Annotated in this window: 28 protein-coding genes; 11 read left to right on the forward strand and 17 right to left on the reverse strand. The window is 57.5% G+C overall.

From position 1 onward, the window contains the following. Positions 1 to 24: 24 nt before the first annotated feature. Positions 25 to 231 (reverse strand): hypothetical protein, encoded by a 207-nt coding sequence (locus tag HRR99_RS04985; protein ID WP_233122993.1) that lies wholly within the window; start codon positions 229 to 231, stop codon positions 25 to 27. On the opposite strand from HRR99_RS04985, the gene HRR99_RS04990 reads away from it, so the two are divergent. From HRR99_RS04990 to HRR99_RS05000, 3 genes are read left to right on the forward strand one after another with little or no spacing between them, the layout of a single operon-like run. Then, positions 221 to 1711, forward strand: coding sequence for a leucyl aminopeptidase (locus tag HRR99_RS04990; protein ID WP_233122994.1), 1491 nt, complete (start codon positions 221 to 223; stop codon positions 1709 to 1711). The genes HRR99_RS04985 and HRR99_RS04990 overlap by 11 nt on opposite strands. A gap of 32 nt (positions 1712 to 1743) precedes the next feature. Continuing rightward, positions 1744 to 2193, forward strand: a complete 450-nt coding sequence (locus HRR99_RS04995; RefSeq protein WP_233122995.1) for a DNA polymerase III subunit chi — start codon at positions 1744 to 1746, stop codon at positions 2191 to 2193. 33 nt (positions 2194 to 2226) lie between these two features. Next, on the forward strand, positions 2227 to 3255 hold the full coding sequence (locus HRR99_RS05000; RefSeq protein WP_233122996.1) for a sensor domain-containing diguanylate cyclase: 1029 nt from the start codon (positions 2227 to 2229) through the stop codon (positions 3253 to 3255). A gap of 21 nt (positions 3256 to 3276) precedes the next feature. On the opposite strand, the gene HRR99_RS05005 is transcribed toward HRR99_RS05000, so the two are convergent. The 4 genes from HRR99_RS05005 to HRR99_RS05020 all read right to left on the reverse strand — a co-directional run bounded on the left by HRR99_RS05005 (position 3277) and on the right by HRR99_RS05020 (position 8536). After that, a complete protein-coding gene (locus HRR99_RS05005; protein ID WP_233122997.1) occupies positions 3277 to 4203 on the reverse strand; it encodes a Gfo/Idh/MocA family protein in 927 nt (308 codons plus the stop codon). Positions 4204 to 4518: 315 nt separating this feature from the next. Further along, positions 4519 to 5355, reverse strand: coding sequence for a polysaccharide deacetylase family protein (locus HRR99_RS05010; RefSeq protein ID WP_233123423.1), 837 nt, complete (start codon positions 5353 to 5355; stop codon positions 4519 to 4521). 192 nt (positions 5356 to 5547) lie between these two features. Then, on the reverse strand, positions 5548 to 7431 hold the full coding sequence (locus tag HRR99_RS05015) for an ABC-F family ATP-binding cassette domain-containing protein (protein WP_112499190.1): 1884 nt from the start codon (positions 7429 to 7431) through the stop codon (positions 5548 to 5550). Between the two features lie 64 nt (positions 7432 to 7495). Next, positions 7496 to 8536, reverse strand: coding sequence for a GGDEF domain-containing protein (locus HRR99_RS05020; RefSeq protein WP_233122998.1), 1041 nt, complete (start codon positions 8534 to 8536; stop codon positions 7496 to 7498). Positions 8537 to 8758: 222 nt separating this feature from the next. Between HRR99_RS05020 and HRR99_RS05025 the strand changes: the two genes are divergently transcribed. Both HRR99_RS05025 and ndk read left to right on the forward strand, forming a co-directional pair. Further along, positions 8759 to 9451: a glutathione S-transferase family protein gene (locus HRR99_RS05025; RefSeq protein WP_233122999.1), complete on the forward strand. Its 693-nt coding sequence runs from the start codon at positions 8759 to 8761 to the stop codon at positions 9449 to 9451. Positions 9452 to 9551: 100 nt separating this feature from the next. Next, on the forward strand, positions 9552 to 9974 hold the full coding sequence (gene ndk, locus HRR99_RS05030) for a nucleoside-diphosphate kinase (RefSeq protein ID WP_042618581.1): 423 nt from the start codon (positions 9552 to 9554) through the stop codon (positions 9972 to 9974). A gap of 321 nt (positions 9975 to 10295) precedes the next feature. On the opposite strand, the gene HRR99_RS05035 is transcribed toward ndk, so the two are convergent. Both HRR99_RS05035 and HRR99_RS05040 read right to left on the reverse strand, forming a co-directional pair. Beyond that, complete coding sequence (locus HRR99_RS05035; protein WP_233123000.1) at positions 10296 to 10799, reverse strand: hypothetical protein; 504 nt, start codon at positions 10797 to 10799, stop codon at positions 10296 to 10298. After that, a complete protein-coding gene (locus HRR99_RS05040) occupies positions 10796 to 11347 on the reverse strand; it encodes a CGNR zinc finger domain-containing protein (RefSeq protein WP_233123001.1) in 552 nt (183 codons plus the stop codon). The genes HRR99_RS05035 and HRR99_RS05040 overlap by 4 nt, the downstream gene beginning before the upstream one ends. Positions 11348 to 11406: 59 nt before the next feature. Between HRR99_RS05040 and HRR99_RS05045 the strand changes: the two genes are divergently transcribed. Then, positions 11407 to 12303, forward strand: a complete 897-nt coding sequence (locus HRR99_RS05045) for a branched-chain amino acid ABC transporter permease (protein WP_233123002.1) — start codon at positions 11407 to 11409, stop codon at positions 12301 to 12303. Here the strand turns inward: HRR99_RS05045 and HRR99_RS05050 are convergent. The 5 genes from HRR99_RS05050 to HRR99_RS05070 all read right to left on the reverse strand — a co-directional run bounded on the left by HRR99_RS05050 (position 12300) and on the right by HRR99_RS05070 (position 16522). After that, complete coding sequence (locus tag HRR99_RS05050) at positions 12300 to 12767, reverse strand: molybdenum cofactor biosynthesis protein MoaE (protein ID WP_233123003.1); 468 nt, start codon at positions 12765 to 12767, stop codon at positions 12300 to 12302. The two genes, HRR99_RS05045 and HRR99_RS05050, sit on opposite strands and share 4 nt — an antisense overlap. Before the next feature lie 5 nt (positions 12768 to 12772). Then, complete coding sequence (moaD, locus tag HRR99_RS05055) at positions 12773 to 13027, reverse strand: molybdopterin converting factor subunit 1 (protein ID WP_233123004.1); 255 nt, start codon at positions 13025 to 13027, stop codon at positions 12773 to 12775. Next, positions 13027 to 13614 (reverse strand): CDP-diacylglycerol--glycerol-3-phosphate 3-phosphatidyltransferase, encoded by a 588-nt coding sequence (pgsA, locus tag HRR99_RS05060; protein WP_111839695.1) that lies wholly within the window; start codon positions 13612 to 13614, stop codon positions 13027 to 13029. Before pgsA ends, moaD begins: the two co-directional genes overlap by 1 nt. A 101-nt stretch (positions 13615 to 13715) precedes the next feature. Continuing rightward, positions 13716 to 15758: an excinuclease ABC subunit UvrC gene (gene uvrC / locus HRR99_RS05065; protein ID WP_233123005.1), complete on the reverse strand. Its 2043-nt coding sequence runs from the start codon at positions 15756 to 15758 to the stop codon at positions 13716 to 13718. Then, the gene (locus tag HRR99_RS05070) at positions 15755 to 16522 is read right to left on the reverse strand and encodes an SDR family oxidoreductase (protein WP_422387292.1); all 768 of its coding nucleotides are present in this window, start codon (positions 16520 to 16522) and stop codon (positions 15755 to 15757) included. Before HRR99_RS05070 ends, uvrC begins: the two co-directional genes overlap by 4 nt. Positions 16523 to 16891: 369 nt before the next feature. Between HRR99_RS05070 and HRR99_RS05075 the strand changes: the two genes are divergently transcribed. After that, entirely contained in the window at positions 16892 to 17548 is a 657-nt protein-coding gene (locus tag HRR99_RS05075; protein WP_112499198.1) for an outer membrane protein, read from the forward strand. A gap of 101 nt (positions 17549 to 17649) precedes the next feature. Here HRR99_RS05075 and HRR99_RS05080 read toward each other — a convergent pair whose 3' ends face one another. Next, positions 17650 to 18246: a glutathione S-transferase gene (locus HRR99_RS05080; protein WP_233123006.1), complete on the reverse strand. Its 597-nt coding sequence runs from the start codon at positions 18244 to 18246 to the stop codon at positions 17650 to 17652. A gap of 12 nt (positions 18247 to 18258) precedes the next feature. Continuing rightward, positions 18259 to 18993: a ribonuclease T2 family protein gene (locus HRR99_RS05085; RefSeq protein ID WP_233123007.1), complete on the reverse strand. Its 735-nt coding sequence runs from the start codon at positions 18991 to 18993 to the stop codon at positions 18259 to 18261. A gap of 190 nt (positions 18994 to 19183) precedes the next feature. Here HRR99_RS05085 and HRR99_RS05090 point away from each other — a divergent pair, with 190 nt between their 5' ends. Beyond that, positions 19184 to 20140 (forward strand): lysylphosphatidylglycerol synthase domain-containing protein, encoded by a 957-nt coding sequence (locus tag HRR99_RS05090; protein ID WP_233123008.1) that lies wholly within the window; start codon positions 19184 to 19186, stop codon positions 20138 to 20140. Here the strand turns inward: HRR99_RS05090 and HRR99_RS05095 are convergent, their stop codons facing one another. Further along, a complete protein-coding gene (locus HRR99_RS05095) occupies positions 20141 to 20986 on the reverse strand; it encodes a 23S rRNA (adenine(2030)-N(6))-methyltransferase RlmJ (RefSeq protein ID WP_233123009.1) in 846 nt (281 codons plus the stop codon). A 17-nt stretch (positions 20987 to 21003) separates the two neighbouring features. Here HRR99_RS05095 and HRR99_RS05100 point away from each other — a divergent pair, with 17 nt between their 5' ends. From HRR99_RS05100 to HRR99_RS05110, 3 genes are read left to right on the forward strand one after another with little or no spacing between them, the layout of a single operon-like run. Beyond that, a complete protein-coding gene (locus HRR99_RS05100) occupies positions 21004 to 23202 on the forward strand; it encodes a molybdopterin-containing oxidoreductase family protein (RefSeq protein WP_233123010.1) in 2199 nt (732 codons plus the stop codon). A gap of 11 nt (positions 23203 to 23213) precedes the next feature. After that, positions 23214 to 23810, forward strand: coding sequence for an NUDIX domain-containing protein (locus tag HRR99_RS05105; RefSeq protein WP_233123011.1), 597 nt, complete (start codon positions 23214 to 23216; stop codon positions 23808 to 23810). A 14-nt stretch (positions 23811 to 23824) separates the two neighbouring features. After that, the gene (locus HRR99_RS05110) at positions 23825 to 24436 is read left to right on the forward strand and encodes an NUDIX domain-containing protein (protein ID WP_233123012.1); all 612 of its coding nucleotides are present in this window, start codon (positions 23825 to 23827) and stop codon (positions 24434 to 24436) included. On the opposite strand, the gene HRR99_RS05115 is transcribed toward HRR99_RS05110, so the two are convergent. Together HRR99_RS05115 and HRR99_RS05120 are read right to left on the reverse strand one after the other, a co-directional pair. Next, a complete protein-coding gene (locus HRR99_RS05115; protein ID WP_233123013.1) occupies positions 24433 to 24720 on the reverse strand; it encodes a type II toxin-antitoxin system RelE/ParE family toxin in 288 nt (95 codons plus the stop codon). The genes HRR99_RS05110 and HRR99_RS05115 overlap by 4 nt on opposite strands. Continuing rightward, the gene (locus HRR99_RS05120) at positions 24717 to 24956 is read right to left on the reverse strand and encodes a type II toxin-antitoxin system ParD family antitoxin (RefSeq protein ID WP_233123014.1); all 240 of its coding nucleotides are present in this window, start codon (positions 24954 to 24956) and stop codon (positions 24717 to 24719) included. Before HRR99_RS05120 ends, HRR99_RS05115 begins: the two co-directional genes overlap by 4 nt. Positions 24957 to 25008: the final 52 nt, after the last annotated feature.

Genomic DNA, 25008 nt, shown 5'->3' on the forward strand with positions numbered 1-25008 from the left:
TCTAGCCGCAACAAACGCGAATGGCTATTCCGCACCACGCACAATTCTGTTTTGTGCGGTCATTTTTCTTACCTCTGTGTCTTTTTGTTGAAGGTGATTTCTGACCGGGATGGCGGGCCGATTCACAAAATTGACACGGCGGAGGCCGATTGCAGGGTTGCGCCGGGCCGGGAAAAAGCCATGATCCGCCGCATCCCGAAATAAAGCGATGAGCGAGAACATGTCCGCCAAATTCGATATCTCTTTTGCCAATTCCGCCAATCTTGAAGATGCCACCGCAATTCTGTTGCAGGTTACCGGTGATGGCGGCCCCGCAGGGCAGGCACAGGTCGACCCATCCGGTGTTCTGGCAAAGGCAACCAAAGTGGCCGGTTTTGCCGCAAAATCGATGAGCGTTCTGGACGTGTTGGCACCGCAAGGTTCGGATGCCGACCGGATCGTGGTGATCGGTCTCGGCAAGCCTGCCAAACTGACGGCACATGACTGGCTGCGCGCAGGCGGAGCCGCCGCCGCCCAGTTCAAGAAGGCCGAGAAAGTCGTCATCTATCTCGATGCCTTGGGGATCGAAGTCGATGGCAAGGCTGCTGCCGATTTCGCCCTCGGGCTGCTGCTGCGGGCCTATAGCTTCGATACCTACAAGACGAAAAAGAAATCCGAAGACGACAAAACGCCCAAGAGCGTGGATGTGACGATTATCACCGCCGCCCACGTGGAGGCAAAGACCGCATTTGAGACTGCGGAAGCCGAGGCGCAAGGCGTCATCCTGGCACGTGACCTCGTCAACCTGCCGCCGAATGTTCTGGGTCCCGTCGAGTTCGCCGACAAGGCCGAGGAGTTGAAGAAACTCGGCGTGGAAGTTGAAATCCTTGGCGAAAAGGAAATGAAGAAGCTGGGCATGGGCGCGCTGCTGGGCGTTGCGCAGGGCTCAGTTCGTCCACCACGCCTCGCAATCATGCAGTGGAAGGGTGGCTCCAAGAAGGATGAGCCGATCGCTTTCGTCGGTAAGGGCGTCGTTTTCGACACAGGCGGTATTTCCCTCAAACCCGGTGCGGGCATGGAGGACATGAAGGGCGACATGGGCGGCGCTGCCGCCGTGACTGGCCTTATGCACACGCTTGCTGCCCGCAAGGCGAAGGCCAATGTTATCGGCGTAATCGGTCTTGTGGAAAACATGCCGGACGGCAATGCGCAGCGCCCCGGCGACATCGTCACCTCCATGTCGGGACAGACCATCGAGATCATCAATACCGATGCGGAAGGTCGCCTCGTTTTGGCAGACGCGCTTTGGTACACAAACGACCGCTTCAAGCCTAAGTTCATGGTCAATCTGGCCACTCTGACCGGCGCCATCACCGTCGCACTCGGAAATCTGCAGGCTGGCCTGTTTTGCAATGATGATGAGTTGGCAGAACGACTGACGAAGGCGGGCGATACGACGCAGGAGCGTTTGTGGCGCATGCCGCTGGGCAAGGACTACGACAAGATCATCGATTCGAAGTTCGCGGATATGAAGAACAGCTCCGGTCGTCTGGCCGGTTCCGTCACCGCCGCGCAGTTCCTGAAGCGCTTCGTCGGCGATATGCCGTGGGCCCATCTAGACATTGCAGGAACCGCAATGGGATCGCCTCTGACGGAAATCAATCAGTCCTGGGGCTCCGGTTACGGGGTGCGGCTGCTGAATGAACTGGTTCGCGCGCACTATGAGGATTGAAACTTGACGCGGAACTGGCTACGGGCGTTTCGATGACAGACATACTGTTTTACCATCTGACGGAATCGAAACTTGAAGACGCCCTGCCACCGCTTTTGGAAAAGTCGCTGGAGCGTGGCTGGAAGGTCGCGGTCCAGACGGCTGGAGAGGCGCGTCGGGATGCTCTCGACGTTCATCTCTGGACGTTTCGTGACGACAGTTTCATGCCCCACGCCACCGACGCGTCGGACAGAGCAGCCGATCAGCCCGTCCTGTTGACGGCGACTGCCGACAACGCCAATGCAGCCAATGTCCGCTTTATCGTCGATGGTGCCGAACCTCCTGCTTTCGACGCCTATGAGCGCATCGTGTTCATGTTTGACGGTTATGATGCAGCCCAGCTGGAAGGCGCGCGCGCTCAGTGGAAGAAGCTGAAGGGCGAAGGCCACACGCTGACCTACTGGCAGCAGTCGCCGGAAGGCCGCTGGCAGAAGAAGGCATGAGGGCAGGGTACGCATGGGCGTGAGGGACGTTTAATGGGGCAAGAGACGCCATTTTCCAAAGATGAAGCCGCCCGCCTGATGGCCGTGCGCGAAATATTGCCGCTGGCTGATGCTCCCGCAGAGGAGCTGGCCGCGCTATCGGGGCTTGCCAGAGACATGTTCGGCACCTCGCGGGCCGCAGTGCATATTATTGACGACCACTGGATGCACATCGTGCACCAGTCCGGTGAGCAGATCAGCGAATGCAGCAGCGATATTTCCGCCTGCAACGTGGTCGTCATGACGAATGAGACGGTCGTCATTCCCGATCTTTCCGGCGACCCGAAATGGAAGTCCATGCCCTATGTGGTCGCCAGCCCGAATATCCGGTTCTATGCCGGTACGCCTATCGAGCTTGAGCCTGGACTGGCCGTCGGAGCTTTTTGCTTGACGGATACCAAACCGCGCCAGTTCGGCCCGGAGGAGCAGACGAATCTTCAACGATTTGCGACGCTTGCTGGGGCACTGCTGAGATTGCAGCGGGCCAATTTTACCATGAGCCTTGCCCAGAGAGAGTTGCGCGACGCCGCAATGACCGATCCGCTGACCGGCTTCTATAACCGCAAGGCGTTGGAGTTGTTGATCGACGCGCAATTGGGTGCGGAACTGCGCGATCACGGCACATTCGGCGCGCTTTATCTGGATATGGATGGCTTTAAGGCCATCAATGACACGCTGGGCCATGCCGCCGGTGACCGCGTGTTGCAGGAATCGGCAGACCGTATTCGCGCATGTATTCGCACGCAGGATACGGTGGTGCGCATGGGAGGCGATGAATTCGCCATCTTCGTGCCGCGCCCGCAGGCGCCTGAAACGCTGGAAAGAATCGCCGAGCGTCTTTTGAACGCCTTCCGTGAACCCTTCGATATCGATGGCCATGGTGTCGTGGCCAATCTGAGCATCGGCGGTGCCATCGCGCCACAAGCCGGAGCGGACCGTGCGGCGCTGTTGCAACGCGTCGATGAGGCGCTGTATCAGGCCAAAAAAGAAGGGCGCAACCGCTTCATCAGCCGCGCCCTCTGATATCTGACGTCGCGACGTCGATCAGTCGAAAAACGAATCGACGAACTTGTGACGACCGAGAAGGAAGGCGTCGGCCACGTGGGTCAACGGAGCCAGATCGACGTCGGATGTTCCAGCCTTGATGATTTCGGCGAAGCGTTCGTAAAGGGCAGGATATTCGCGCTCCGGCTCGGCCATTTTCAGGTCGCCATCGATCGAAAGCTTGGCGCCGCCTTCCGACAGAACCATCTGTCCGGCATCGGTTTCAGCAATGATGTCCCAGCTCTGCTTGCCGGTCTGGCGCCAATCGAATTCGGCATGGACCTGTAACTGCGTGACATCCGAAAAGCGGATGTCGGCGGCAATCGGTGCATCGCGGTTCTCAGGGAATTCCAGCGTTGCCTTGGTGATGAACAGCGCGCGCGGCAGAATGTGGGTGATGATCGACAGGGCATTGATGCCGGGATCGAACACGCCGAGACCACCCGCCTGCCAGATCCAGTCCTGATTGGGATGCCAGTGGCGCACGTCTTCTTTCCAGATGACATGAACGCTGTTGATTTTTGTCGAGGCGAGGAAAGACTTGGCGGCTTCTACGGCAGGTGCATAGCGGGAATGCCAGCTGGCAAACAGCGAAACGCCCTTGGATGCTGCCAGACGCGACAGGTCCTGCACTTCGGAAAGCGTGGCACCGGGCGGCTTTTCGAGGAAAACATGCTTGCCCGCGGTCAGCGCGGCATAGGCTGCGGTATAGCGATACTGCGGCGGCATGCACAACGAGACGGCCTGAACGTCCGGCACTGCCTCGAGCAGAGCTTCGATGGTGCCGTAGGACGGCACGCCATCCACAGTGCCGTGACGGCTGGCCGTGGCAACCAGGTCGAAATCCGGATTGGCGGCAATGGCTGGAAGGTGTTGATCGCGAACGATTTTACCGACGCCGACGATGGCGAGCTTGGTAGCTGACATGTAAGAAAACCCGTCTGAATGTTGCACTCGAATAATACTACTTAATCGAGTTCTAGCAGAAACATCGGAGTGGGCAAGGGTGGCGGCTACAGTACGATGCTATGGATTCTAAATGCTGGGGGGTGATATTATCCTCCCTCATTCCTGTGCTTGTCACAGGAATCCAGCCAGCCCAAGTCGTTGGGCTGAAAAGACTTCTCTCCGCGGCGCAGACGCGCGACGACTGGATTCCTGTGACAAGCACAGGAATGAGGAAAGTAGTGATCCTTGGCTTATGTCCTCTACCGTGGCGAACGCAAAGGCTTCCGGCTTTCGTCAGTCCAATGAGGCAACAAGCAGCGGCTTATGGGCCGGTTTCTTGTAAATCAGATGCACCACTTTGTAGCCCTCGGCTTTCAACTGTGTCAGCAGAGCGGGCAGCATGGTGGCGGTGCGTTTGTGGATGTCGTGCATGAGAATGATGCCGCTGCCGCGATGGCGAAGTGCTGCCATGGTTCGCGAGGCGACGACTGCCGGAGAATCGGTGAAGTAATCCTTCGAATCGATCTGCACATCCATGATGACCATGCCGCGGTCCGATACCATATGGCGCAAACGCCCATTATCCGCCAGATACGGGAAGCGGAAGAACGAGGCGTCGGTATCCGTGGCCTTGGCAACCGCCATGGCACCCTTCGAGACTTCTGCCAAGGCGCGATCGAACGACAGGCTGCGAAGATTTGGGTGACTGTAGGTATGGCTGCCGATGCTGTGCCCTTCGGCAAGCACCTTCTTGGCAATGGCCGGATGCGCCTGCGCCATCTCGCCCACCATCAAAAACGTCGCCTTGACGCCGAATTCATCCAGTGTTGCCAGAATGCTTTCCGTCTTGCCCGGCACCGGGCCGTCATCGAAACTGAGGATCACTTCCTTGTTGGCAAGCGCAATGTCCTTGACCGATGACACGTAGATATCACGCCCGGCAAGGCCACCCGGATTGCGCGGACGCATCCATGCCGCTGGCGAGAGTGCGACGGGATCATGTGCCCTGAGCGATGAGCCTGCTGGCATCGTTGCCGCAAATGATGTCTTGAGCGAGCCATCGGGCTGGGGTTTGCCAGTACAGCTGGAAAGGCACGCGGCAACACATGCAGCGACGAAGAGGTGGCGCAAAACCATTGTGATTCTCGGAAAATGGACGAATTGAACTGCCGAGAATTTCGCTGATTATGGTTAACGCGTGGTTACTGTTTGCGAGGAGCTTATCACTCGCCAGTATACGCAAAGCTTTGTACGCGTGGGGTAGGGCATAGACAGGGTTGCCGCAAATGTATGTCAGCAGGCTTCAGGCCAGCTGATATAGTCTCAACCCGCCATAGCCTCTTCATACTCGCTGGAAAGCATCAGCCACTGCTCTTCGGCATCGGCCAGTTTGCTGGCAGCTTCGCCGCGTTCCTTGACTTTCAGGGCTGCCTTGGCAGGGGCCTTTTCATAAAGGGCGGGGTCTCCAAGCTCTTTATCAAGGGCCTGAATCAGCTTCTCAAGCTTTGCCGTCAAGGATTCGATATCGTTGATCTTTTTGCGAAGAGGGGCGAGCGAGGCGCGCTTTTCAGCGTTGGCCTTGCGTTGGTCCGCTTTTGAAGCGCCGTCTACGACGACTTCAATTTTTTCGTCTTTTTTTTTACCTGAGGAGACAATCAGATCGCGATACTCATCCATATCGCCTTCGAAGGTCGTCACCGTGCCATTGTTGACGAGCCAGAGGCGGTCCACCGTTGCTTCGATCAGATGGCGATCATGCGAAATCAGGATGACGGCGCCGTTATAATCGTTCAGCGCTTCGATGAGTGCGCGGCGGCTGTCGATGTCGAGGTGGTTGGTCGGTTCGTCGAGGATGAGCAGGTTCGGTGCGTGGAACGCGGCCAGGCCCATCAGCAGACGAGCCTTTTCGCCACCCGACAAGTCCTTGGCAGGTGTTGCCATCTTTTCCGTCGCCAGTCCCATCTGCGCCACGCGGGCGCGCACCTTGGCTTCCGGTGCCTGCGGCATCAGCTTGCGCACGTGCTCGACGGGGTTTTCTTCTGGAACGAGGTCATCCAGCTGGTGCTGGGCGAAGAAGCCGATTTTCAGCGAAGGGGCTAGCCTCAAGTCGCCGTTTTCGGGCGCGAGGCGACCGGAAATGAACTTGGCGAAGGTGGATTTACCGTTGCCGTTGGAGCCCAGCAGCGCGATGCGGTCGTCATTGTCGATGCGCAGATTGAGACCCTTGAGGATCGGCTTGCCCGGCTCGTAACCCACCGAACCGCTATTGATGGCGACGATGGGCGAGGCGGGTTGCTTTTCCGGTTCCGGGAAGGTGATGGGCTGAACGTGATCTTCGATGACGGAGGACACCGTGCCCATGCGCTCCAGCGCTTTCACGCGGCTCTGAGCCTGCTTGGCCTTGGACGCCTTTGCCTTGAAGCGGTCGATGAAGCTTTGCAGATGTTTGCGCGCAGCATCGTTCTTGACTTTGGCCTTCGTCTGCAACTCGTCAGCTTCGGCCTTCTGGCGCTCGAACTGGTCGTAACCGCCGCGATAGAAGGTCAGCTTCTTCTGGTCCAGATGCACGATGGCATTGACAGCGTTGTTGAGCAGATCGCGGTCATGGCTGATGATGATGACGGTGTAGGGATAGCGGCGGATGTAATCTTCCAGCCACAACGTGCCTTCAAGGTCGAGGTAGTTGGTCGGTTCGTCCAGCAGCAGCAGGTCCGGCTCTGCAAACAGCACCGACGCCAGCGCCACGCGCATGCGCCAGCCGCCGGAAAAGGACGAGGCCGGGCGAAGCTGCGCATCCTGATCGAAACCCAGACCGGCCAGAATGCTCGACGCGCGGGCTTCGGCAGAATGGGCATCGATATCGACGAGGCGCATCTGGATATCCGCGATGCGGCCCGGATCGGTCGCCGTTTCGGATTCGAGCATCAGCGCTGCACGTTCCTTATCGGCCGCCAGCACGATGTCGATGAGGCTTTCTTCCGTTGCCGGTGCTTCCTGCGCCACCTGGCCCATGCGGGCGTTTTTGGGGATGGACACCACGCCCGTTTCAGCACCAAGATCGCCAGTGATGATGCGGAACAGGGTGGACTTGCCAGCGCCATTGCGCCCCACGAGCCCGGCCTTCGTGCCCGATGGGAGCGACACGGTGGCGTGATCGAGGAGGAGGCGCCCGGCAATACGGGCAGAAACGTCTGAAATGGTAATCATGGCGCCGTTTTGGCCGAACTCACAGCCGAACGCAAGAGCACGAAAGCCACAGTTTCAACCGCGTTTATCCACCGATCTGCATCAGGTAACTGTTGCGGGAACGCTGGGCCACTTCCCGGCAATAGGGAATGACGCAATTGCGCGCGCCGCTGCGGGCGGCCAGAAGCGCCAGTTCGGCATGACCATAGAACTCGGCAGGGCTGACGGTGCCTTCCGAGGCGGCAACGCCCATGGAGACCGTCAAATGTTCGCCATCGCCTTCCTTGGTCGCAAAACGCAGGTTTTCCACGGTGTGGCGCAGGCGCTCGGCAATGCTTTGCGCCGTGCCCTGTGAGACGCCGGAAAACAGAAACGCGAAATCATTGCCGCCGATGCGGGCGGCGAAATCGTCTTTCTTGATCGATTTGCGAAACAGCGCGGCCAGACGACGCAGCGCCTTGTTGCCAGCGATGGTGCCGTACTTCTCGTTGATCTCGCGGAAGTGGTCGATATTGACGAGGACCAGGCAGGCGGATGCGCTGTGTTCGCTTTGAAACAGCTCGGCAAGCTTTGCCAGGAACGCGGCACGGTTGGGAAGCGCGGTCAGCGAGTCCTTCAGCGAGGCGGCCTGAAGCTTGCGGCTGCTGGTTTCCTGATCGCGGATTTTTTCCAGACCTTGGCGCACGAAATTATGCAGGCTGGCCTGTTCGTGATGAATGTCTTCCAGCAGTTGGGCGAGATAATCCTGCGTCAACGGCGTGGAGGACTTTGCGGAGACCGATGCCAGTAGGGTTTCGGAACGGTCCAGTGCCGCAGAAAGGCGCACCGAAATCTGCTCGATTGTGGTGGCTGCTTCGCTTGCGGCATGTGCCGCCGCCATGCGCGAAAAGCCTGGCAGATTGTGCTTCTGGCCGACCATGTCAATTTCGTGCTGTTGCGGGGAATTTCCCAGCGCCAGGATATCTCGGCCCATGGCGGCGTTGTGTCCGGCCAGCACCTCGAAGAAAAGCTCGTAATTTCGTGGCAAAGGGGCAAGGTTCATCTTGGTAATGAACTGCGTCACCTTGGTGACGATGACGCCGCTTCTGGACGTGTCTCGGCTTTTGCTGCTGGTTGGTGTCGTCATGCCCCCGCATCTCCATACACTCGATATGCCGCTCTCGCAGTACATCTGACCATTTCAGCATTCTATTGTTCAAGACACTTTAAAATACCATAAATGGCGGACATCAATTGCAAGTAGCGGCTGCATTCGATGGCGTGATGAGTGCCATGACATTTCGTCATTTGATCATCCTGAAGTCCGCTGATTTGATGGGACAAGTTTCACATGCGGGAAGGACCAGCCATGACATCCAGAACCCTCTATTCTCTTTGCGGAGCAGATGACGCCCGGCCATTTTCGCCCCATTGCTGGAAGACGGTTTTATCGCTCGCGCACAAAGGGCTGGATTTTGAAGAGCGTCCGCTCGCATTCACCGCCATTCCGGGCGTGGAAAACGGCTATTCCAAAACGGTGCCGATCTTGCGGGATGGCGATCAACTGGTGAAAGACAGTTTTGAAATCGCACTGTATCTGGACGAGGCCTATCCCGACGCGCCGTCCCTGTTCAACGGGGAGGGCGGCAAGGCTCTGGCCCGTTTCGTCGAAAGCTGGTCGCAGACCCAGCTTCATCCCGCCATCGCCAAATTTGCCGTTTTGGATATTCACGACATATTGGACGAGCAGGACAGGGTCTATTTCCGCGAAAGCCGCACCAAGCGTTTTGGCCGGACGCTCGAGGAGGTAACTGCCAATCGTGACGCCGAGATTGCGGCGTTTCCGGCAAAGCTGGAACCGATCCGTAGCATGCTGACCTTCCAACCGTTCATTGGTGGCGATTGCCCGCTCTTTGCCGATTATATCGTTTTCGGTGCGCTACAATGGGTCCGCATCATCTCCGGCGTGGACATGTTCGCTGACAAAGACCCCGTGCGCGATTGGTTCGAGCGATGCCTTGATCTGCACGGTGCAAGGGGACGAAGTGTGACAGCGGCGTGAAATGTGACACCGGACATGTCAAATCCGGTGCTCCCCCTTGTTTTCGGGCCTTCGGGCGGGTAAACACCGCCCACTTTCTCCAAGGACAAGGAACAGACACATGGCGATTGAACGCACATTTTCGATGATCAAGCCTGACGCGACCAAGCGCAACCTGACCGGCGCGATCACCAAGGTATTTGAAGACAACGGCCTGCGCATCATCGCATCCAAGCGCGTCTGGATGAGCAAGCGCGAAGCAGAAGGCTTCTACGCTGTTCACAAGGAACGTCCTTTCTTCGGCGAACTGGTTGAAGGCATGACATCCGGCCCGACCATCGTTCAGGTTCTGGAAGGCGAAAACGCAATCCTCAAGAACCGCGAAATCATGGGTGCTACCAACCCTGCCAACGCTGACGAAGGCACGATCCGCAAGCAGTTCGCGCTGTCCATCGGCGAAAACTCCGTTCACGGTTCGGATGCCCCTGAAACTGCCGCTCAGGAAATCGCCTACTGGTTCGCAGAAACCGAAATCGTCGGCTGATTCAGTTTTTGAAGCGGCGGAATCTTTTTGTGAGATGCGCGCTTTAAGGTGATGAAGTGATTTGGAAAACGGAGCCGAGAGGCTCCGTTTTTTGTGTGCGTGTGTTGGTTGGTCAGTTGGCGTTTTGCCGTGTGGCTCACCCCCCTCTGGCCTGCCGGCCATCTCCCCCACAAGGAGGCAGATCAGCTGGGCGTGAACACCTACTTCCATCTCGACGTTGGAGATGGCCGAGTGGCCGCCACGAGTCGATCTCCCCACCTGTGGGGGAGATGGCCGGCAGGCCAGAGGGGGGTGAGCCACACGGCAAAACGCCAACCAATTTCAGCGAGCAGGACACCCCGAAACCGGCGCCATATCCGTACTCCCATCCGCCTTAAACACCTCCGGGTTTGGCGTGTAGAGCGGCCCCACCACGAGCGGCTTGGCGGGCAGCATCGATTGATCGGTATCGGATGTGATGCTCGTCTCTATCGTCTGCATCACATGCCCGTCCGGCGCTTTCAGACGGATCTTTACCTGATAGGCACGGCCTTCTTTGACGCATTCGACTGGCGGGCTCTGCAGCACGATTTTCGGACTTTTGGGAAACAGCCGTTCCGTTACGGCGAATGCCTCACCGCCACGGGGATTTTCAAAGCTGGCTTCGATGCTGCTTCCTTCCCTGATAGGCGCAGTCGGCTGTAGCGTTACAAGATAAGTCGCGGTGGCCACACGATAATTGAAGACGAACATGCGACCGGACACGCTGACGATTTCTCTTTGCTCTTCGCGCTGACAGGCTGTCAGCAGGAGAGTGGCGGTGAGGAGAATGGCGACCGTCTTCATGACGCCGTCTCCTTCTTGCGCCGGTAGTGCTTGGCCGCCTTCTGCCGATTGCCGCAGACCGCCATGTCGCACCAGATGCGGCTGCGGTTCTTGCTGCGGTCGATGAACAGCCACCCGCAATGGCCGCAAATCCGCAATCGGGTGCGATCCGGCCCTGCCATGAGGTTCAGCACGGAGCGGGCGGTTGCCGCTTCGAGGCTGTGTCTGTCAGGCGCGTTTTTGAGAGCCTTGGCAGAGGCGGTCAAAAGGGCGGCCAACAGGTCGTTTTCATCCTGTCCCGTCTCGATCAACTGGCGGAAATAGCGGTCGGTCGCTTCGCGCAGTTCGATCAGATTCACTCGGTTTGTGGCAGAGGGTGTCGCAAGGGCAGGGAATATGCCCCGCTCTGCCGATAGCCGGGCCGCTGCCTCGCAAAAACTGTCCACCTGTTCTGGCATAGCAAAAAGATCCACGGATTTCTCGTTGTCGAAGCGCAGGATGACGCTGTTGGCGACATCGAGCGCCAGTGCTCCTCCGACAAAACGATGTGGCGTCCAGACAAAATTCATGATGTAGATATAACCGACAAAGCGTATTTTACCAGTTATAAATTTGAAAGGCGGGAGGTATGGCGTATTTCATGCAGCAGTTGCTGAACGGATTGCCGGTGGCTGCGCTCTATGCCGCGCTCGCCTTCGGTTACGCCATCGCCTTCTCCATCACCAAGCGCGCAGATGTGACCTATGGCGCCATCTTTGCTTTCGCTGGCCTCACATGTCTGCTGTTTGCGGATTTCGGTTGGAATGAATTGTGGTTGATCCTGCCCGCCACGCTGGCACTCGGTGCTCTCGCGGGTATTTCAGGCGGGCTCTGGGCTGGGCTTTTTATCGGCAGGGCAGTGATGCGCCCGCTGTCGAAAGCGTCTCCAAACGCGGTCACCGTCGCATCCATCGGCGCGCTGATTGCGCTGATGGAAAGTGCGAGGCTGGCAGCGGGGACGCGGTCCCTATGGCTACCGCCTTTTCTGAATGAGCCTCTTTACGTTTGGCGAAGCCCGGATTTCGGCGTAACCATCACGCCGATGCAGCTTGTCAATTCGACAACCATGGTTGCGATGGTGGCGGTCGGCTACACGATATTGCAGACATCGAACGTTGGAAGACGATGGAAGGCTGTCTCGGAGGACGCCCTCGCCGCGTCGCTGCTTGGCGTCGATGCGGGACGGGTGTTTCTAGGGGCCTATGTCGTCGCCGCGCTCTTCGCTTCCATCTGCGGTGTGCTGGCGACATTTTATTACGGCAATATGGATTTCGGTGCCGGGCTGGCCTTCGGCCTGAAAGTGGTGCTGATTTCGGCGGCAGGTGGTTACAGTAGTCCCCTGAAATGCGCAGCCGGAGCAGCCGCGATTGGCTTTGCCGAAACATTCTGGGCTGCGTACGGTCCCGTGACATGGCGTGATGCAGCGGTGCTGGCCATGTTGATTGTGTGGCTGGTTATCACCAGAAGCGAGCGGGAAGCGCCTTAGCGCCACTTATCCTCGGCAGCACTGTCTGCATCCTTGGCGGATATCCAGTCACCGGCCGTGCCATCCCTGTCGTGCTCTTTCTTCCAGAAAGGGGCAGAGGTCTTGAGGTAATCCATGACGAAGTTCGCGCCGTCAAATGCGGCTTGCCGGTGGGTAGACGCGGCGATGACGAGAACGATGGTGTCGCCTGTGGCGATTTTGCCGTAGCGATGGATCGCCGTAAGGCCGAGGAGATCAAAGCGCTCGATTGCGAGATTGGCAATGCGCAGCATTTCGGCTTCCGCCATTCCGGGATAATGCTCGAGTTCCAGAGCGGATAGTGTGCCACCATCATCACGGCATAGACCGGTGAAAGTGACGACGGCACCGATCGCAAGGTTGCCGTCCGTAAGACGCTTTGCTTCCAACGCGGCGTCGAACTCCTGCTGCTGCACACGGATTGTGGGGGTGATTGCAGCAGTCATGGCCGTCAGCCGCCAGTCATTGGCGGGAAAATGCCGATTTCACGAGCGCCGACAATGCTCTCATCGTGGTCGATATGTTCCTGATTGACGGCGACACGGATGACATCGGGAAATGCGAAGGCAGCCTCGTACTCGTCGCCGCGTGTCGTCAGGTACTTGATCAATTCACCGGCGGTCGTCACATCAGCAGGAAGCTCCAAATCCTCTTCCGACTTGCCGATCCGTTCCCGCACCCATGCGAAGTAGACGATATGGACCATTATTCCGCATCCACGATGTGCTTGAGGCCAGCTTTGAAGTAGTCGTAGCCGGTGTAGATGGTCAGCGCCGCAGCGACCCAAAGAAGGGTGATGCCGATTTCCGTTGTGTAGGGCAGGACCTGATCGCCAGCCGGGCCCGCCAGAAGAAAGGCTATGGACACCATCTGGATCGTCGTCTTCCACTTGGCGATCTGTGTGACCGGAACGGAAACCTTGAGTGCGGCGAGATATTCGCGCAGGCCGGAGACCAGAATTTCACGGCACAGGATGGTGATGGCGGCCCAGAGCGACCAGCCCGCAATGGTGCCATCGGCAGCCAGCAGCAACAGCACGGATGCAATCAGCAGTTTGTCGGCTATGGGGTCCAGCATGCGACCGATATTGGATGTCTGGTTCCAGATACGAGCGAGATATCCATCGAGAAAATCGGTGAGCGAGGCGATGATGAACAGCCACAGCGCTGTCCACCGGGCAAAATCCGAACTTTCGAGCTTCCCCTCCACGAAGAAACACAAAACGATGACCGGCACGGCCAGAATGCGGCCATAGGTCAGAAGATTGGGGATGTTGTAGGTGCGCGAAGCCATGGGGAAACCTGTCAGTCGATATGGAACGTTGATGCAGCCCTAAGCAGCAAGCGTCAACACCCTATTATGTTTTTTTGCGGGTGCGGTACGAAAGCGTGGACTTACTCTCGGCCACTCTCATGGAAGTGATTGTAAACCTGTCGCGCGACCGTCTCGGAAATACCGCCCACCGCCATTAGGTCGCTCAGCGCTGCGCGTGACACAGCCTTTGCCGTGCCGAAATGTTGCAGCAGCGCGCGCTTGCGGCCGGGCCCGATGCCACTGATTTCATCCAGTGGGTTCTTGACCAGTTCCTTCTTGCGCCTGGCGCGGTGAGAGCCGATGGCAAAACGGTGCGCTTCGTCACGCATGCGCTGGATGAAATAGAGAACCGGATCCCGTGGCGGCAGCGAAAAATCGCTGCGCGTATCGGTAAAGAACCGCTCGCGGCCCGCATCGCGGTCCACGCCCTTGGCAACGCCAATGGCCGTCACGCAATCGCGGATACCAAGCTCATCGAGAATGGTGCGCACAGCCGTCATCTGGCCCTGACCACCATCGATCAGTATGACATCGGGCCATGCGGGGAAGGGGATGTCAGCGGCATCCTCTGGCGTGACAGTCTGCGTGCGGTCCGGTCGTCCCTCTTCTTTCAGCAGCCGTGAAAAGCGCCGTGTCATGACTTCGCGCATCATGCCGAAGTCGTCGCCGGGGGTGATGTCGGTCGATTTGATGTTGAACTTGCGGTAGTGGGCCTTGGTGAAACCATCCGGCCCCGCCACCACCATGCCGCCCACGGCATTGGTGCCCATCATGTGCGAGTTATCGTAAATCTCGATGCGGCGCGGCACGTAGGGAAGGGCAAAGGTCTCGGCAAAGCCTTTCAGCAGGCGGGCCTGAGACGATGTTTCGGCAAGCTTGCGGCCATGCGCCTCACGCGCGTTACCGAGAACATGGGCGACGACATCCTTCTTCTCGCCCCGTTGCGGCACCGAGATCGTAACCTTGTGATTGGCTTTTTCGCTGAACGCGGCGGCCAGAAGCTCCTGCTCCTCGACCACCTCCGACAGGAAAATCTGCTTTGGAACGGGTTTGTCATCGTAAAACTGCGCCAGAAAGGCACTCAGGATTTCAGAGCCCGGCAGCGATGGGTCGGCCTTGGGGAAATAAGCGCGGTTGCCCCAGTTCTGGCCGGTGCGGAAGAAGAACACCTGAATGCAGGACACGCCGCCTTCGTGGTGGATGGCAAACACATCCGCCTCATCGATGCCCGCCGGGTTGATACCCTGATGGCTTTGGACGTGCGAGAGCGCGGCCAACCGGTCGCGATACACAGCGGCGCGTTCGAAATCGAGGTCTTCAGAAGCCTCGTTCATCTGCGAGGCAATGGTGGCTTTCACGCTCTGGCTTTTGCCCGAGAGGAAGTCCTTCGCCTCTTTCACCAGTTCCGCATAGCCGTCATCACTGATTTCATGGGTGCAGGGGCCCGAGCAGCGCTTGATCTGGTGCAGAAGACAGGGACGGGTGCGCGATTCGAAGACACTGTCGGTGCATGTGCGGATCAGGAATGCGCGCTGGAGCGAGTTGATCGTGCGGCCCACGGCGCCAGCCGATGCGAAGGGGCCAAAATAGTCGCCTTTTCGCGCCCGCGCGCCACGATGTTTGAAAATGGCAGGTGCCCGGTTATCCGCCGTGATAAGAATGTAGGGGAAGGACTTGTCGTCGCGCAGAAGTACGTTGAAGCGCGGGCGCAATCGCTTGATGAGATTCGCTTCCAGCAACAGCGCTTCGATTTCCGTGCGCGTCGTCACGAATTCCATATGCGTGGTCACCCGCACCATCTGACCGATGCGGTTGGAGTGAAACCGGCCCTGTGCGTAATTGCTGACGCGCTTCTTAAGCGAGCGCGCCTTGCCCACATACAGCACATCCCCAGCATCGTTGAACATGCGGTAAACGCCGGGGCTATTGGGCAGATGTTTGACGAACTCACCGATGAGATCCATGCCCTTGAGGCCGGATTCGTTTTTCCAGCCTGCATTCCAGTCCATGGATGCGGCGGCGTATTCCCCGACCAAATCAGTGACGGGGGAGGCTACGTCGTCTTCATCTTCTTCATTATCATCGAAGAGAATACCGCCATCGGGCAGCTTCTTTCCGTTCATTCAGGTATCTCCGCGACGTCAGGGGTTTCCCAGCCGAGGTGCTGGCCCCCGTCGAGTGCGATCATCTGGCCGGTGATCGACGGGGTGTCATATAAAAAGCGAATGGTCCGGCCGAACTCGTCCGGTCGTGGCCCACGCTTTAATATAAGGGCGTCGATCTGCGCCTGAAAGTCCTCGGGCTCCTGTCTTTCACTTTTAAACGATGGACCAGGGCCAATGGCATTCACGCGAACACGCGGCGCAAAGCTCTGCGCCATGGTTTTCGTCGCTGTCCACATGGCAGATTTGGACAGCGTGTAGGAGTAGAAACGCGGCGTCAGAGCCAACACGCGCTGATCGATGATGTTGACGATCAGACCGGACGCATTCTCCGGCAGTTGCCGTACCAGCGCAGCGCCGAGCATCGAGGGCGCGCGGACATGGACGGCGAAATGGGCATCGAAAGCAGCACTATCAAAGGTCTCCGCACTGTCATGACGGAAGACGGAGGCATTGTTGACGAGAATTCCGATAGGGCCGAGCGCTGAATTCGCGCCCTCCATGAGTTTTTCTGTCGATGCCGAATCTTCCAGGTCCGCCTGGATAACGGCAGCTCTGCCGCCGTTCTGCCTTAATGTATTAGCGAAATCCTCCGCCTCACCTAAGGAGGAGCGGGCATGAATGCCGATGGCAAAGCCTTCTGCCGCAAGGAATTCGGCGATGGCGCGCCCCATACGGCGGGCGGCGCCGGTAATCAGTACGGTCTTGGGGATATTCTCGTTCAAAGCCGACCTGCATCCTGCCTACTTGGTTTTCCACACCCGATATAAAGCGAAAGCGCAAGTTTTGCCCAGAGCGCCCACCATTTATACAGAATTATGCCCCAACGTTCCATGCCAAGTAATTTGATTTAAATACCTGTAAAATTGAAGTATTCTTATCTTAACCAGTCATTATCCTTAATAAATTTTTGTGTCATTTTAGCAACGTCCCATTTCTGTCACGTCGCTGCCCCAATCAATTCACATTTTGGCTGTGTGATCTCCTCAATCACCCATCATTTTGATCATCAGTCGGGCAAGGGAACAAACTGTTTTACACCGCGTTTGGGAACAAGTGTTTGAGCACCCCGCGGGTATGAAAAGGAGAATAGCATGCGTACTATCGTTGCAACACTTATGGCGAGCACAATGGCAGCTGCGGCGTTTTCGGCAGCACACGCAGCCGACGCTGTGAACGAAGTGCCGCAGGCACCTGTCGCTTACGAGCAGCCAGCGCCTATCAGCAACTGGTCTGGCGCGTATCTCGGTGCGACTGCCAACTATGACTGGGGTCGCTTCACCGGTAACGGCGGCGATCGTGATGCCGACGGCTTCGGCGGCGGTCTTTACGGTGGTTACAACTGGCAGAGCGGCCAGCTGGTCTACGGTGCAGAAGCTGACGTCAACCTCGGCGACAACAAGGGTTCTGCTGGAACATTCCAGGGTGAATCTCTGGAAGGCAAGCAGGGCGTCAACGGTTCGATCCGTGCTCGCGTTGGTTATGACATGAACCCGTTCCTGCTGTACGGTACAGGCGGTCTGGCGATTGCTGACCAGAAGGTTAGCAACCCAGGCTCTAGCGATAACGCAACAGCACTCGGCTACACAGTCGGTGCCGGTGTAGAAGCGATGGTGACCAACAACATCACTGCGCGTGTTGAATACCGTTACAGCGATTACCAGAACAAGGACTTCACTCTTGACACCGGAACCGTATCTCGCGGCTTCGACGATCACAGCGTGAAGGCTGGTATCGGCGTCAAGTTCTAAGCCTTACCGGGATTAAAGTGGAAAGCCGGGGTTCGCCCCGGCTTTTTGCGTTTTAGGTGGCCGCATCTCTAGGCACGTTGCCCGAAAATGCGCGAGCTGCTTTAAGCAGGGGTCTTCATCTCCGCGTAATCCTTGAAGCGTTTGCCGAATTTTTCCGGCCACTGGGCCAGAGACTTGCGCCCTTCGGCCCATTCGCCTGCGAAACGCAGGTCTAGGTAGCCGATCATAGCTGCGAGTGCGAAGTGGCCGCCGTGCAGTTTCTTTCCCGTTTTCGGCAGGTTCGCATTGAGGTAGTCCAGCCCGCGCACGACCTTGCGCCATTGCTTGTCGATCCACGGCTGATGGACCTTGTCCTCCGGGCGCGAGCGGCGCTCGTAGACGATGGCCAGCAGGCAATCCATGATGCCATCGCACAGCGCCTCCAGAATTTCCGCCTCGGTGCGCTTTTCGCTCTTCTTCGGGTAGAGCTTGTTGCCAGAGAGACGGTCGAGATAATGCATGATCGCAACGCTGTCATAGACAGAACCACCGTCATCAAGCAGCAGAACCGGGATTTTTCCGAGTGGATTATTGTCCATCAGTGTTGCCGGTTCGGCGTTGGTATCGACGCGGACATCGGTAATGCCGATGTCGAGATAGCGCGAGGCCATGCGAACCTTGGCGGAGTAGGGCGAGGCGGGCGAATAGAGTAATTCCATTGATGTTGACCTTTAAGGCTTGCTGATGGGTAAGATTTCAGTGGAGCTTGCGCGGCAACCCCTACGGTCCACCTCCGGGCAATCGCGAAAGCTCAAGTCCTTGTTCATACAGATGCGCACCTCCTCCAGCTTTGGCCCCTCGCAACTGATGGCGATGCCACGTTTTGAAAGGCCGGGGTTGGATGAAACGAAGGCGTTCTCGATCGCATCTGCCGAAAGCGTCTGACTGCTGGTGCCGGAGGCGATGTTGCCGGGAAGGGTGACGCGTTCATAAGCCGCGCGGATCGTCGTGAGATAGTCTTTCTGCGAAAGTCCGCTGCACGTACCGTGCTTGCGCCACTGATGGCCAATGAGGCCCATGGACGGCATGATATCGAACAGATCGCGTCCCAGCGCTCCTGGTACACGTTCCTCGCGGTCCTTGCCGCAGAATTCCGGGTAACCCTGCTCGTTCTGAGGCCAGAGCCCGTGGACGATGAAGCCGTATCTGCGATTCGTCCCGCATTGCTGGCGGCTATTTTTACCGGCATCGCTGGCGCAAAAAGCTGGTGACCACGATAGCGACAGAACGTAGAAGTCGAAACCGGAACCTTGAACCGGCTGCGCCGTTCGTGTTGGGGAGGGTAATTTAGAAGATACGCTTATATCGCTTTGAGATGGTTCCCAGGCGTGGCCTCCCATCATCATCCACCCAGCGGCAGCAAGTGAAAGCACGCCGAGAGCGATAAAGCCGGCATATTGTTTCATCGGCTCAGATGTCTTTCCACTGTATGATGACGAAGTCTTGATCGTTTGTTGGGTTTTATACCATCTCGCGCCTGTGGCAAACAGGCGTCCGAAAAATGAAACATAGGTTGAAACGGAGCTTGTATAACGAATAAGCTCTACGAATCCGGGGCATTGCTGCCGGAAGAGGAGTAAGCCCGGGCATGTCCGCATGAAATTGAAGAAATACATCTGGCCAGTCGTCGGGGCGGCAACAATCGGATTTTCCGTCTGGTTGCTTTACAGGGAACTTCAGCACCTTTCACTCGACGACGTCTGGGATAGTCTCGCCGCCATCGGCACACATGACTGGGTGATGTCCGGCATATGTACGCTCGTCGCTTACGCCGCCTTGGCTGGTTATGACCGCATTGCCCTTCAGCACCTCAAACGCAAGGTCGGCTGGCTCTTCATCACGCTCACCTCCTTCACCACCTACGCATTGTCTCACAATGTCGGGGCATCGGTGTTTTCGGGTGCCGTCGTGCGCTACCGGGCTTACACGTCAAAGGGGTTGAGCGTGCCGGAAATAGGTGTGCTCGTTGCTCTCTGCTCTTTCACCTTCGTTATCGGCACCATCATGCTGATCGGCCTCGTGCTCGTTTATGAGCCCGACATCACCGAACGCTTCGTGAATGTCCTGCCGGTCGAGGCGTCGCGGACGACAGGGTTCATCCTGCTCGGCATCGTCGGGCTTTACGTGCTGGGCAGCCTTCTCAAGTTGCGGCCTTTGAAACTGGGATCGTTCACGCTGTTTTACCCGGCACCACGCCTTGTCATTCAGCAGCTGATCATCGGCCCGATCGAACTGCTGGGCGCTGCCGGTATCATCTATTACGCGCTGCCCGAGGTCGGAAATCCCGGCTTTATGGTCATCCTCGGCATATTCCTGATATCATTTTCGGCAGCGTTGATTTCCCACGCGCCTGGCGGCCTTGGTGTGCTGGAACTGGTCTTCGTCACCGGCCTGCCGGACATGAACCCGGCAGATGTAATCGCAGCGCTTCTGGTGTTCCGTCTGTTCTACCTCATCATTCCCTTCGTCATCGGCCTTTTCATCATCCTCTTTTTCGAGAGGTCACAATTGGCCGCTGCGGAAAGGGAAGAACAACGTCTGGAGCAGAGGTAGCTATTCGCCCTGTAGCCAGAACGCCCTGTGCGAGGCATAGCGATCCTGCGCCATGATGGTCTTCAACACTGGAAGTAACGTGTGCAGTTCGTCCTTCAGGGTGAAGGGTGGGTTGACGATGATGAGGCCTGAGCCGCTGAGTCCTTCCAGACGGTCGCTGCGCACTGATAGTTCTGTGCACAGCATCTTCGGAATTTCGTAGGATTGCAACTGTTCGTGAAATTCCTTGATGGGCGCGCCTTTTTTCAGCGGATACCACAGGCAATACGTCCCCGTCGCAAAGCGGCGATAGGCCTTGTGAAAACCTTCGGCCATGCGCGCATATTCGTTTTCTTTTTCAAACGGCGGATCGACCAGCACGAGACCACGCTTTTCTTTCGGCGGTAAATGCGCGCCCAGCGAAAGCCAGCCATCCAGTTCCGTTACGCGGGCCTGATAATCACCCTCGAACAGACGTGCCAGCGCCCGATAGTCATCCGGGTGCAGCTCCATGGCGGACAGACGGTCCTGCGGCCTGAACAGCATGCGGGCTAGCTTCGGAGAGCCAGGATAATATTGAAGACCACCCTCCGGGTTCAACTCCCGCACCGCCGTGAGATAAGGCTCCAGCAAATCGGCGACGGCAGGCGGCAGGTCTGCCTCCAAAAGCTTACCGATGCCGGTCTGCCATTCGCCGGTTTTCTGCGCTTCTTCGGAAGACAGGTCGTAAAGACCGATGCCCGCATGGGTGTCCAGCACCCGGAAGGCCTTGTCCTTGTTCTGGAGATAGCGAACAAGCCGCGCCATGACGGCGTGCTTGAGAACATCGGCAAAGTTGCCTGCGTGATAGATATGCCGATAGTTCATGCGCGCCGATGCCTTTTATGAATATTCTTGATGGTCGTCACTTGGCCCTTTTGGCCGCATTGCCTTTGCAATATACAAAAGCGATGAATGATGCGACCCCGATTTCCGCCAAAGCCGTGACTGGTGCTGTCAGCATCGGTCACACCGTCTGTCCCCACGACTGTCCGAGTGCCTGCGCGCTGGAAGTGGATATCAACGCGGATGGCCGGATTGGCCGTGCGCGCGGGGCCAATGCCAACACCTACACGGCTGGCGTTATCTGCGCCAAGGTGGCGCGCTACGCCGAGCGTATTTATCATCCGGGACGATTGCTGACCCCAAAGCGCCGTAAGGGCGCAAAAGGGGCGGGCGACTGGCAGGAGATCGGCTGGGATGCCGCTCTCGATGAAATTGCCAATGCCTTCGTGAAGGCGGAAGCAAAGCATGGTGCCGAGGCCATCTGGCCCTATTTCTATGCCGGGACCATGGGGCAAGTGCAGCGCGACAGCATAGAGCGGCTTCGCCACGCCAAGAAATATTCCGGCTTCTTCGGTTCCATCTGCACCAACATGGCATGGACGGGTTACGTGATGGGCACGGGCGCGCTACGCGGACCGGACCCGCGCGAGATGGCAAAGGCCGATGCCGTCGTCATCTGGGGCACCAATGCCGTTGCCACGCAGGTCAATGTCATGACCCACGCGATCAGAGCCCGCAAGGAGCGCGGTGCCAAGATCGTGGTCGTGGATATCTACGACAACCCGACGATGAAGCAGGCGGATATGAAGCTGATCGTGCGACCCGGCACGGATGCGGCCCTTGCCTGCGCCGTCATGCACATCGCCTTCCGCGATGGTTATGCCGACCGCGCCTATATGGCGAAATTCGCGGATGATCCTGCCGGGCTTGAAGCCCATCTAGTGACCAAAACACCGCAATGGGCAGCAGAGATTACCGGGCTGACGGTTGATGAGATCGAGGCTTTCGCCAAGCTGATTGGTACGACGCAAAAGAGCTTCTTCCGTCTCGGTTATGGTTTTGCCCGCCAGCGCAATGGCGCAGTGGCCATGCATGCAGCACTCTCCATCGCCACCGTGCTTGGTTCCTGGCAATATGAAGGCGGCGGCGCGTTTCACAACAATGGCGACATCTTCCGGCTGAACAAGGCGGAGCTGATGGGCACGGCCTATGCCGACCCAAATGTGCGCCAGCTCGACCAGTCGCAGATCGGTCGTGTGCTGACCGGAGACGCCGAGGCTTTGCGTTACGGCGGGCCGGTAACAGCACTGCTGATCCAGAACACCAACCCGGTCAATGTCTGCCCCGAGCAGCGGCTGGTAAAGCAGGGTTTCCTGCGCGATGATCTTTTCGTGGCCGTGCACGAGCAGTTCATGACCGAGACAGCAGAGCTTGCCGACATCGTGCTGCCTGCCACCATGTTCCTCGAACATGACGACATCTACCGCGCTGGTGGCCAGAACCACATTCTGCTCGGCCCCAAACTGGTGGAGCAGCCGGACACCGTTCGCACCAATCTCTTCGTGATCGAGGAACTGGCCAAGCGCCTCGGCGTCGCTGACATGCCGGGATTCGGCATGACGGAACGCGAGCATATCGATCTCATTCTCGGCCCCGGCGGTTGGGGCAATTTCGACAGCCTTGCCGAAGAAAAATGGATCGATGCGCAGCCACCGTTCGAGGTCGCGCATTATCTCGAAGGCTTCGGATATGCGGACGGCAAATTCCGCTTCAGCCCGGATTGGCAGAGCGGTCCATCCCCCAACAAGCCACCGAAGAACGTGCCTGTCATGGGACCGGTGGCGGAATTGCCGAAATTCCCGGATCAGGTCGATGTCATCGAAGTGGCCGATGCCGAGCATCCGTTCCGTCTGGCAACATCCCCCGCCCGCAATTTCCTGAACTCGACGTTCGCCGAGACGAAGACGTCGGTTCAGAAAGAGGGACGCCCGGAGCTGATGATCTGTCCCGCTGATGCCACACGTCTTGGTATCGGCGACGGAGATATCGTGCGCATCGGAAATCAGCGGGGCGCGCTCCGCATACATGTGAAGATCGTCGAGGGTGCGAGGGCAGGTGTTCTCATCGCTGAGGGATTGTGGCCCAACAAGGCGCATCTGGATGGCGAGGGCATCAATGTGCTGACGGGTGGCGACGCGGTTGCCCCGTATGGAGGCGCAGCTTTTCACGACAACAAGGTTTGGCTTCAAGGGCAATAGCAGGATTTGGAATGCAGAAATTTGACGACGTAAAAATTGAAATTCTTAACGACGAAACACTTTCAAAAAACTGGTACCACCTTCGCAACATCACCTACAATTACACCAACTCCAAGGGTGAAACCAAAACGCTGAAGCGCGAAGCTTATGATCGCGGCAACGGCGCAACCATTCTGCTCTACGATCCGAAAATCGATAGCGTGATTCTGGTTCGCCAATTTCGCGTGCCGACCTATGTGAATGGCTATCACGGCTGGTTGCTGGAAACGCCCGCAGGCCTTCTGGATGGCGACAACCCAGCAGACGCCATCGCCCGCGAGGTAATGGAGGAAACCGGCTACAAGCTTCGCGACACGCGCTTCCTGTTCAAGTCCTTCATGTCGCCGGGTTCGGTTACGGAGGTGCTGCATTTCTTCGCAGCGATTATCGACGCCTCTGACAAGGTGGAGGAGGGCGGCGGTGCGGCCCATGAAGACGAAGACATTGAGGTCGTCGTCATTCCCTTGGCGGACGCCATGAAGATGATCGAGGACGGTGATATCTGCGACGGCAAGACCATCATGCTGCTGCAATGGGCTGCCCTGAACAAGGTTGCTCTCACAGCCTGAAAACGGAGTTTCAGATGAACGATACGCCAAAATTGTCAGTGACTGAGGATGAGGGCCGCGTGCGGCTCATTACGAAGGAAACAGTCTGGAAGCGTTTCGTTCACCTACAAACACTCGTGTTCGACCAGACGATGGCGGACGGGCGGGTCGTCCGTCTGAACCGCGAAGTGCACGACCACGGGAGTGCTGCGGCAATTTTGCTGTTCGATGCCGATAAGGATGCCGTCGTTCTGGTCCGCCAATTTCGGCCTGGAGCCTTCGTCAACGGTGATCCGAGTTTCATGCTGGAGGTCCCGGCAGGTCTGACCGATGGAGACCACCCCGACGAAGCGATCCGCCGCGAGGCGATGGAAGAAACCGGCTATGCCGTACAAGAGGTGCAATATCTTTTCGACATCTATGCCAGCCCCGGCACATTGACGGAGAAGATCGGTCTCTTTTACGCGCGGATCGATCTGGACGAAAAAGCGGGCGAAGGCGGCGGGCTTGAGACGGAAGGTGAAGACATCGAAGTCATCTCGGTACCGCTCGATAAGGCCTTCTCGATGATCGCGACCGGCGAAATTACGGACGCCAAGACAATCATATTGCTGCAATGGGCAATACTGAACCGCGAGCAACTCTAAAGGCGTGTCAAACTCATGCGATGATGGAGAATACGAACGACTTCGATGGCTGCGTCTGTCTCTTTGAAAAATACGGTGTGCGAGCCGACAATGGTCTTGCGGTAGTGTTTTCTTATGGACTCTGCGGATTGTGAGATGGTTGAGCCATCAGCGAGCCCTTCGAGGGCTTTTTGTATCGCGGTGATATAGACTTCAGCTTGATTGATGCCCCAATTATCAACCGTGTAGTCCCAGATCCCCTCGATATCAGATCGAGCTTTCGGGGTAAGAAGGAGCGCTTTCATCCCGGTTTTTTCTTGCCGCGAACGAATTCACGGAAGTCAAACGGTACAGCGTCGCCGGATTTTTCTCCTTCAATCAACGCAGCCCGGAGATGGCTAAGCTCAGCCTCCCGTTCTTCAAGAAGCCGCAGACCTGCACGCAAGACCTCGCTGGCAGACGCGTAGCGACCATCTTCTATCTGTTGCTCGATAAACGCATCAAAATGATCATTGAGATTGACGGACGTGCTTTTTCCCATCACTTGCTCCTGCTTATTCAGATAATGTACCAAAGATTGGTAGAGCTTGAAA

The organism is Agrobacterium vaccinii (assembly GCF_021310995.1).
Lineage (GTDB): Bacteria > Pseudomonadota > Alphaproteobacteria > Rhizobiales > Rhizobiaceae > Agrobacterium > Agrobacterium vaccinii.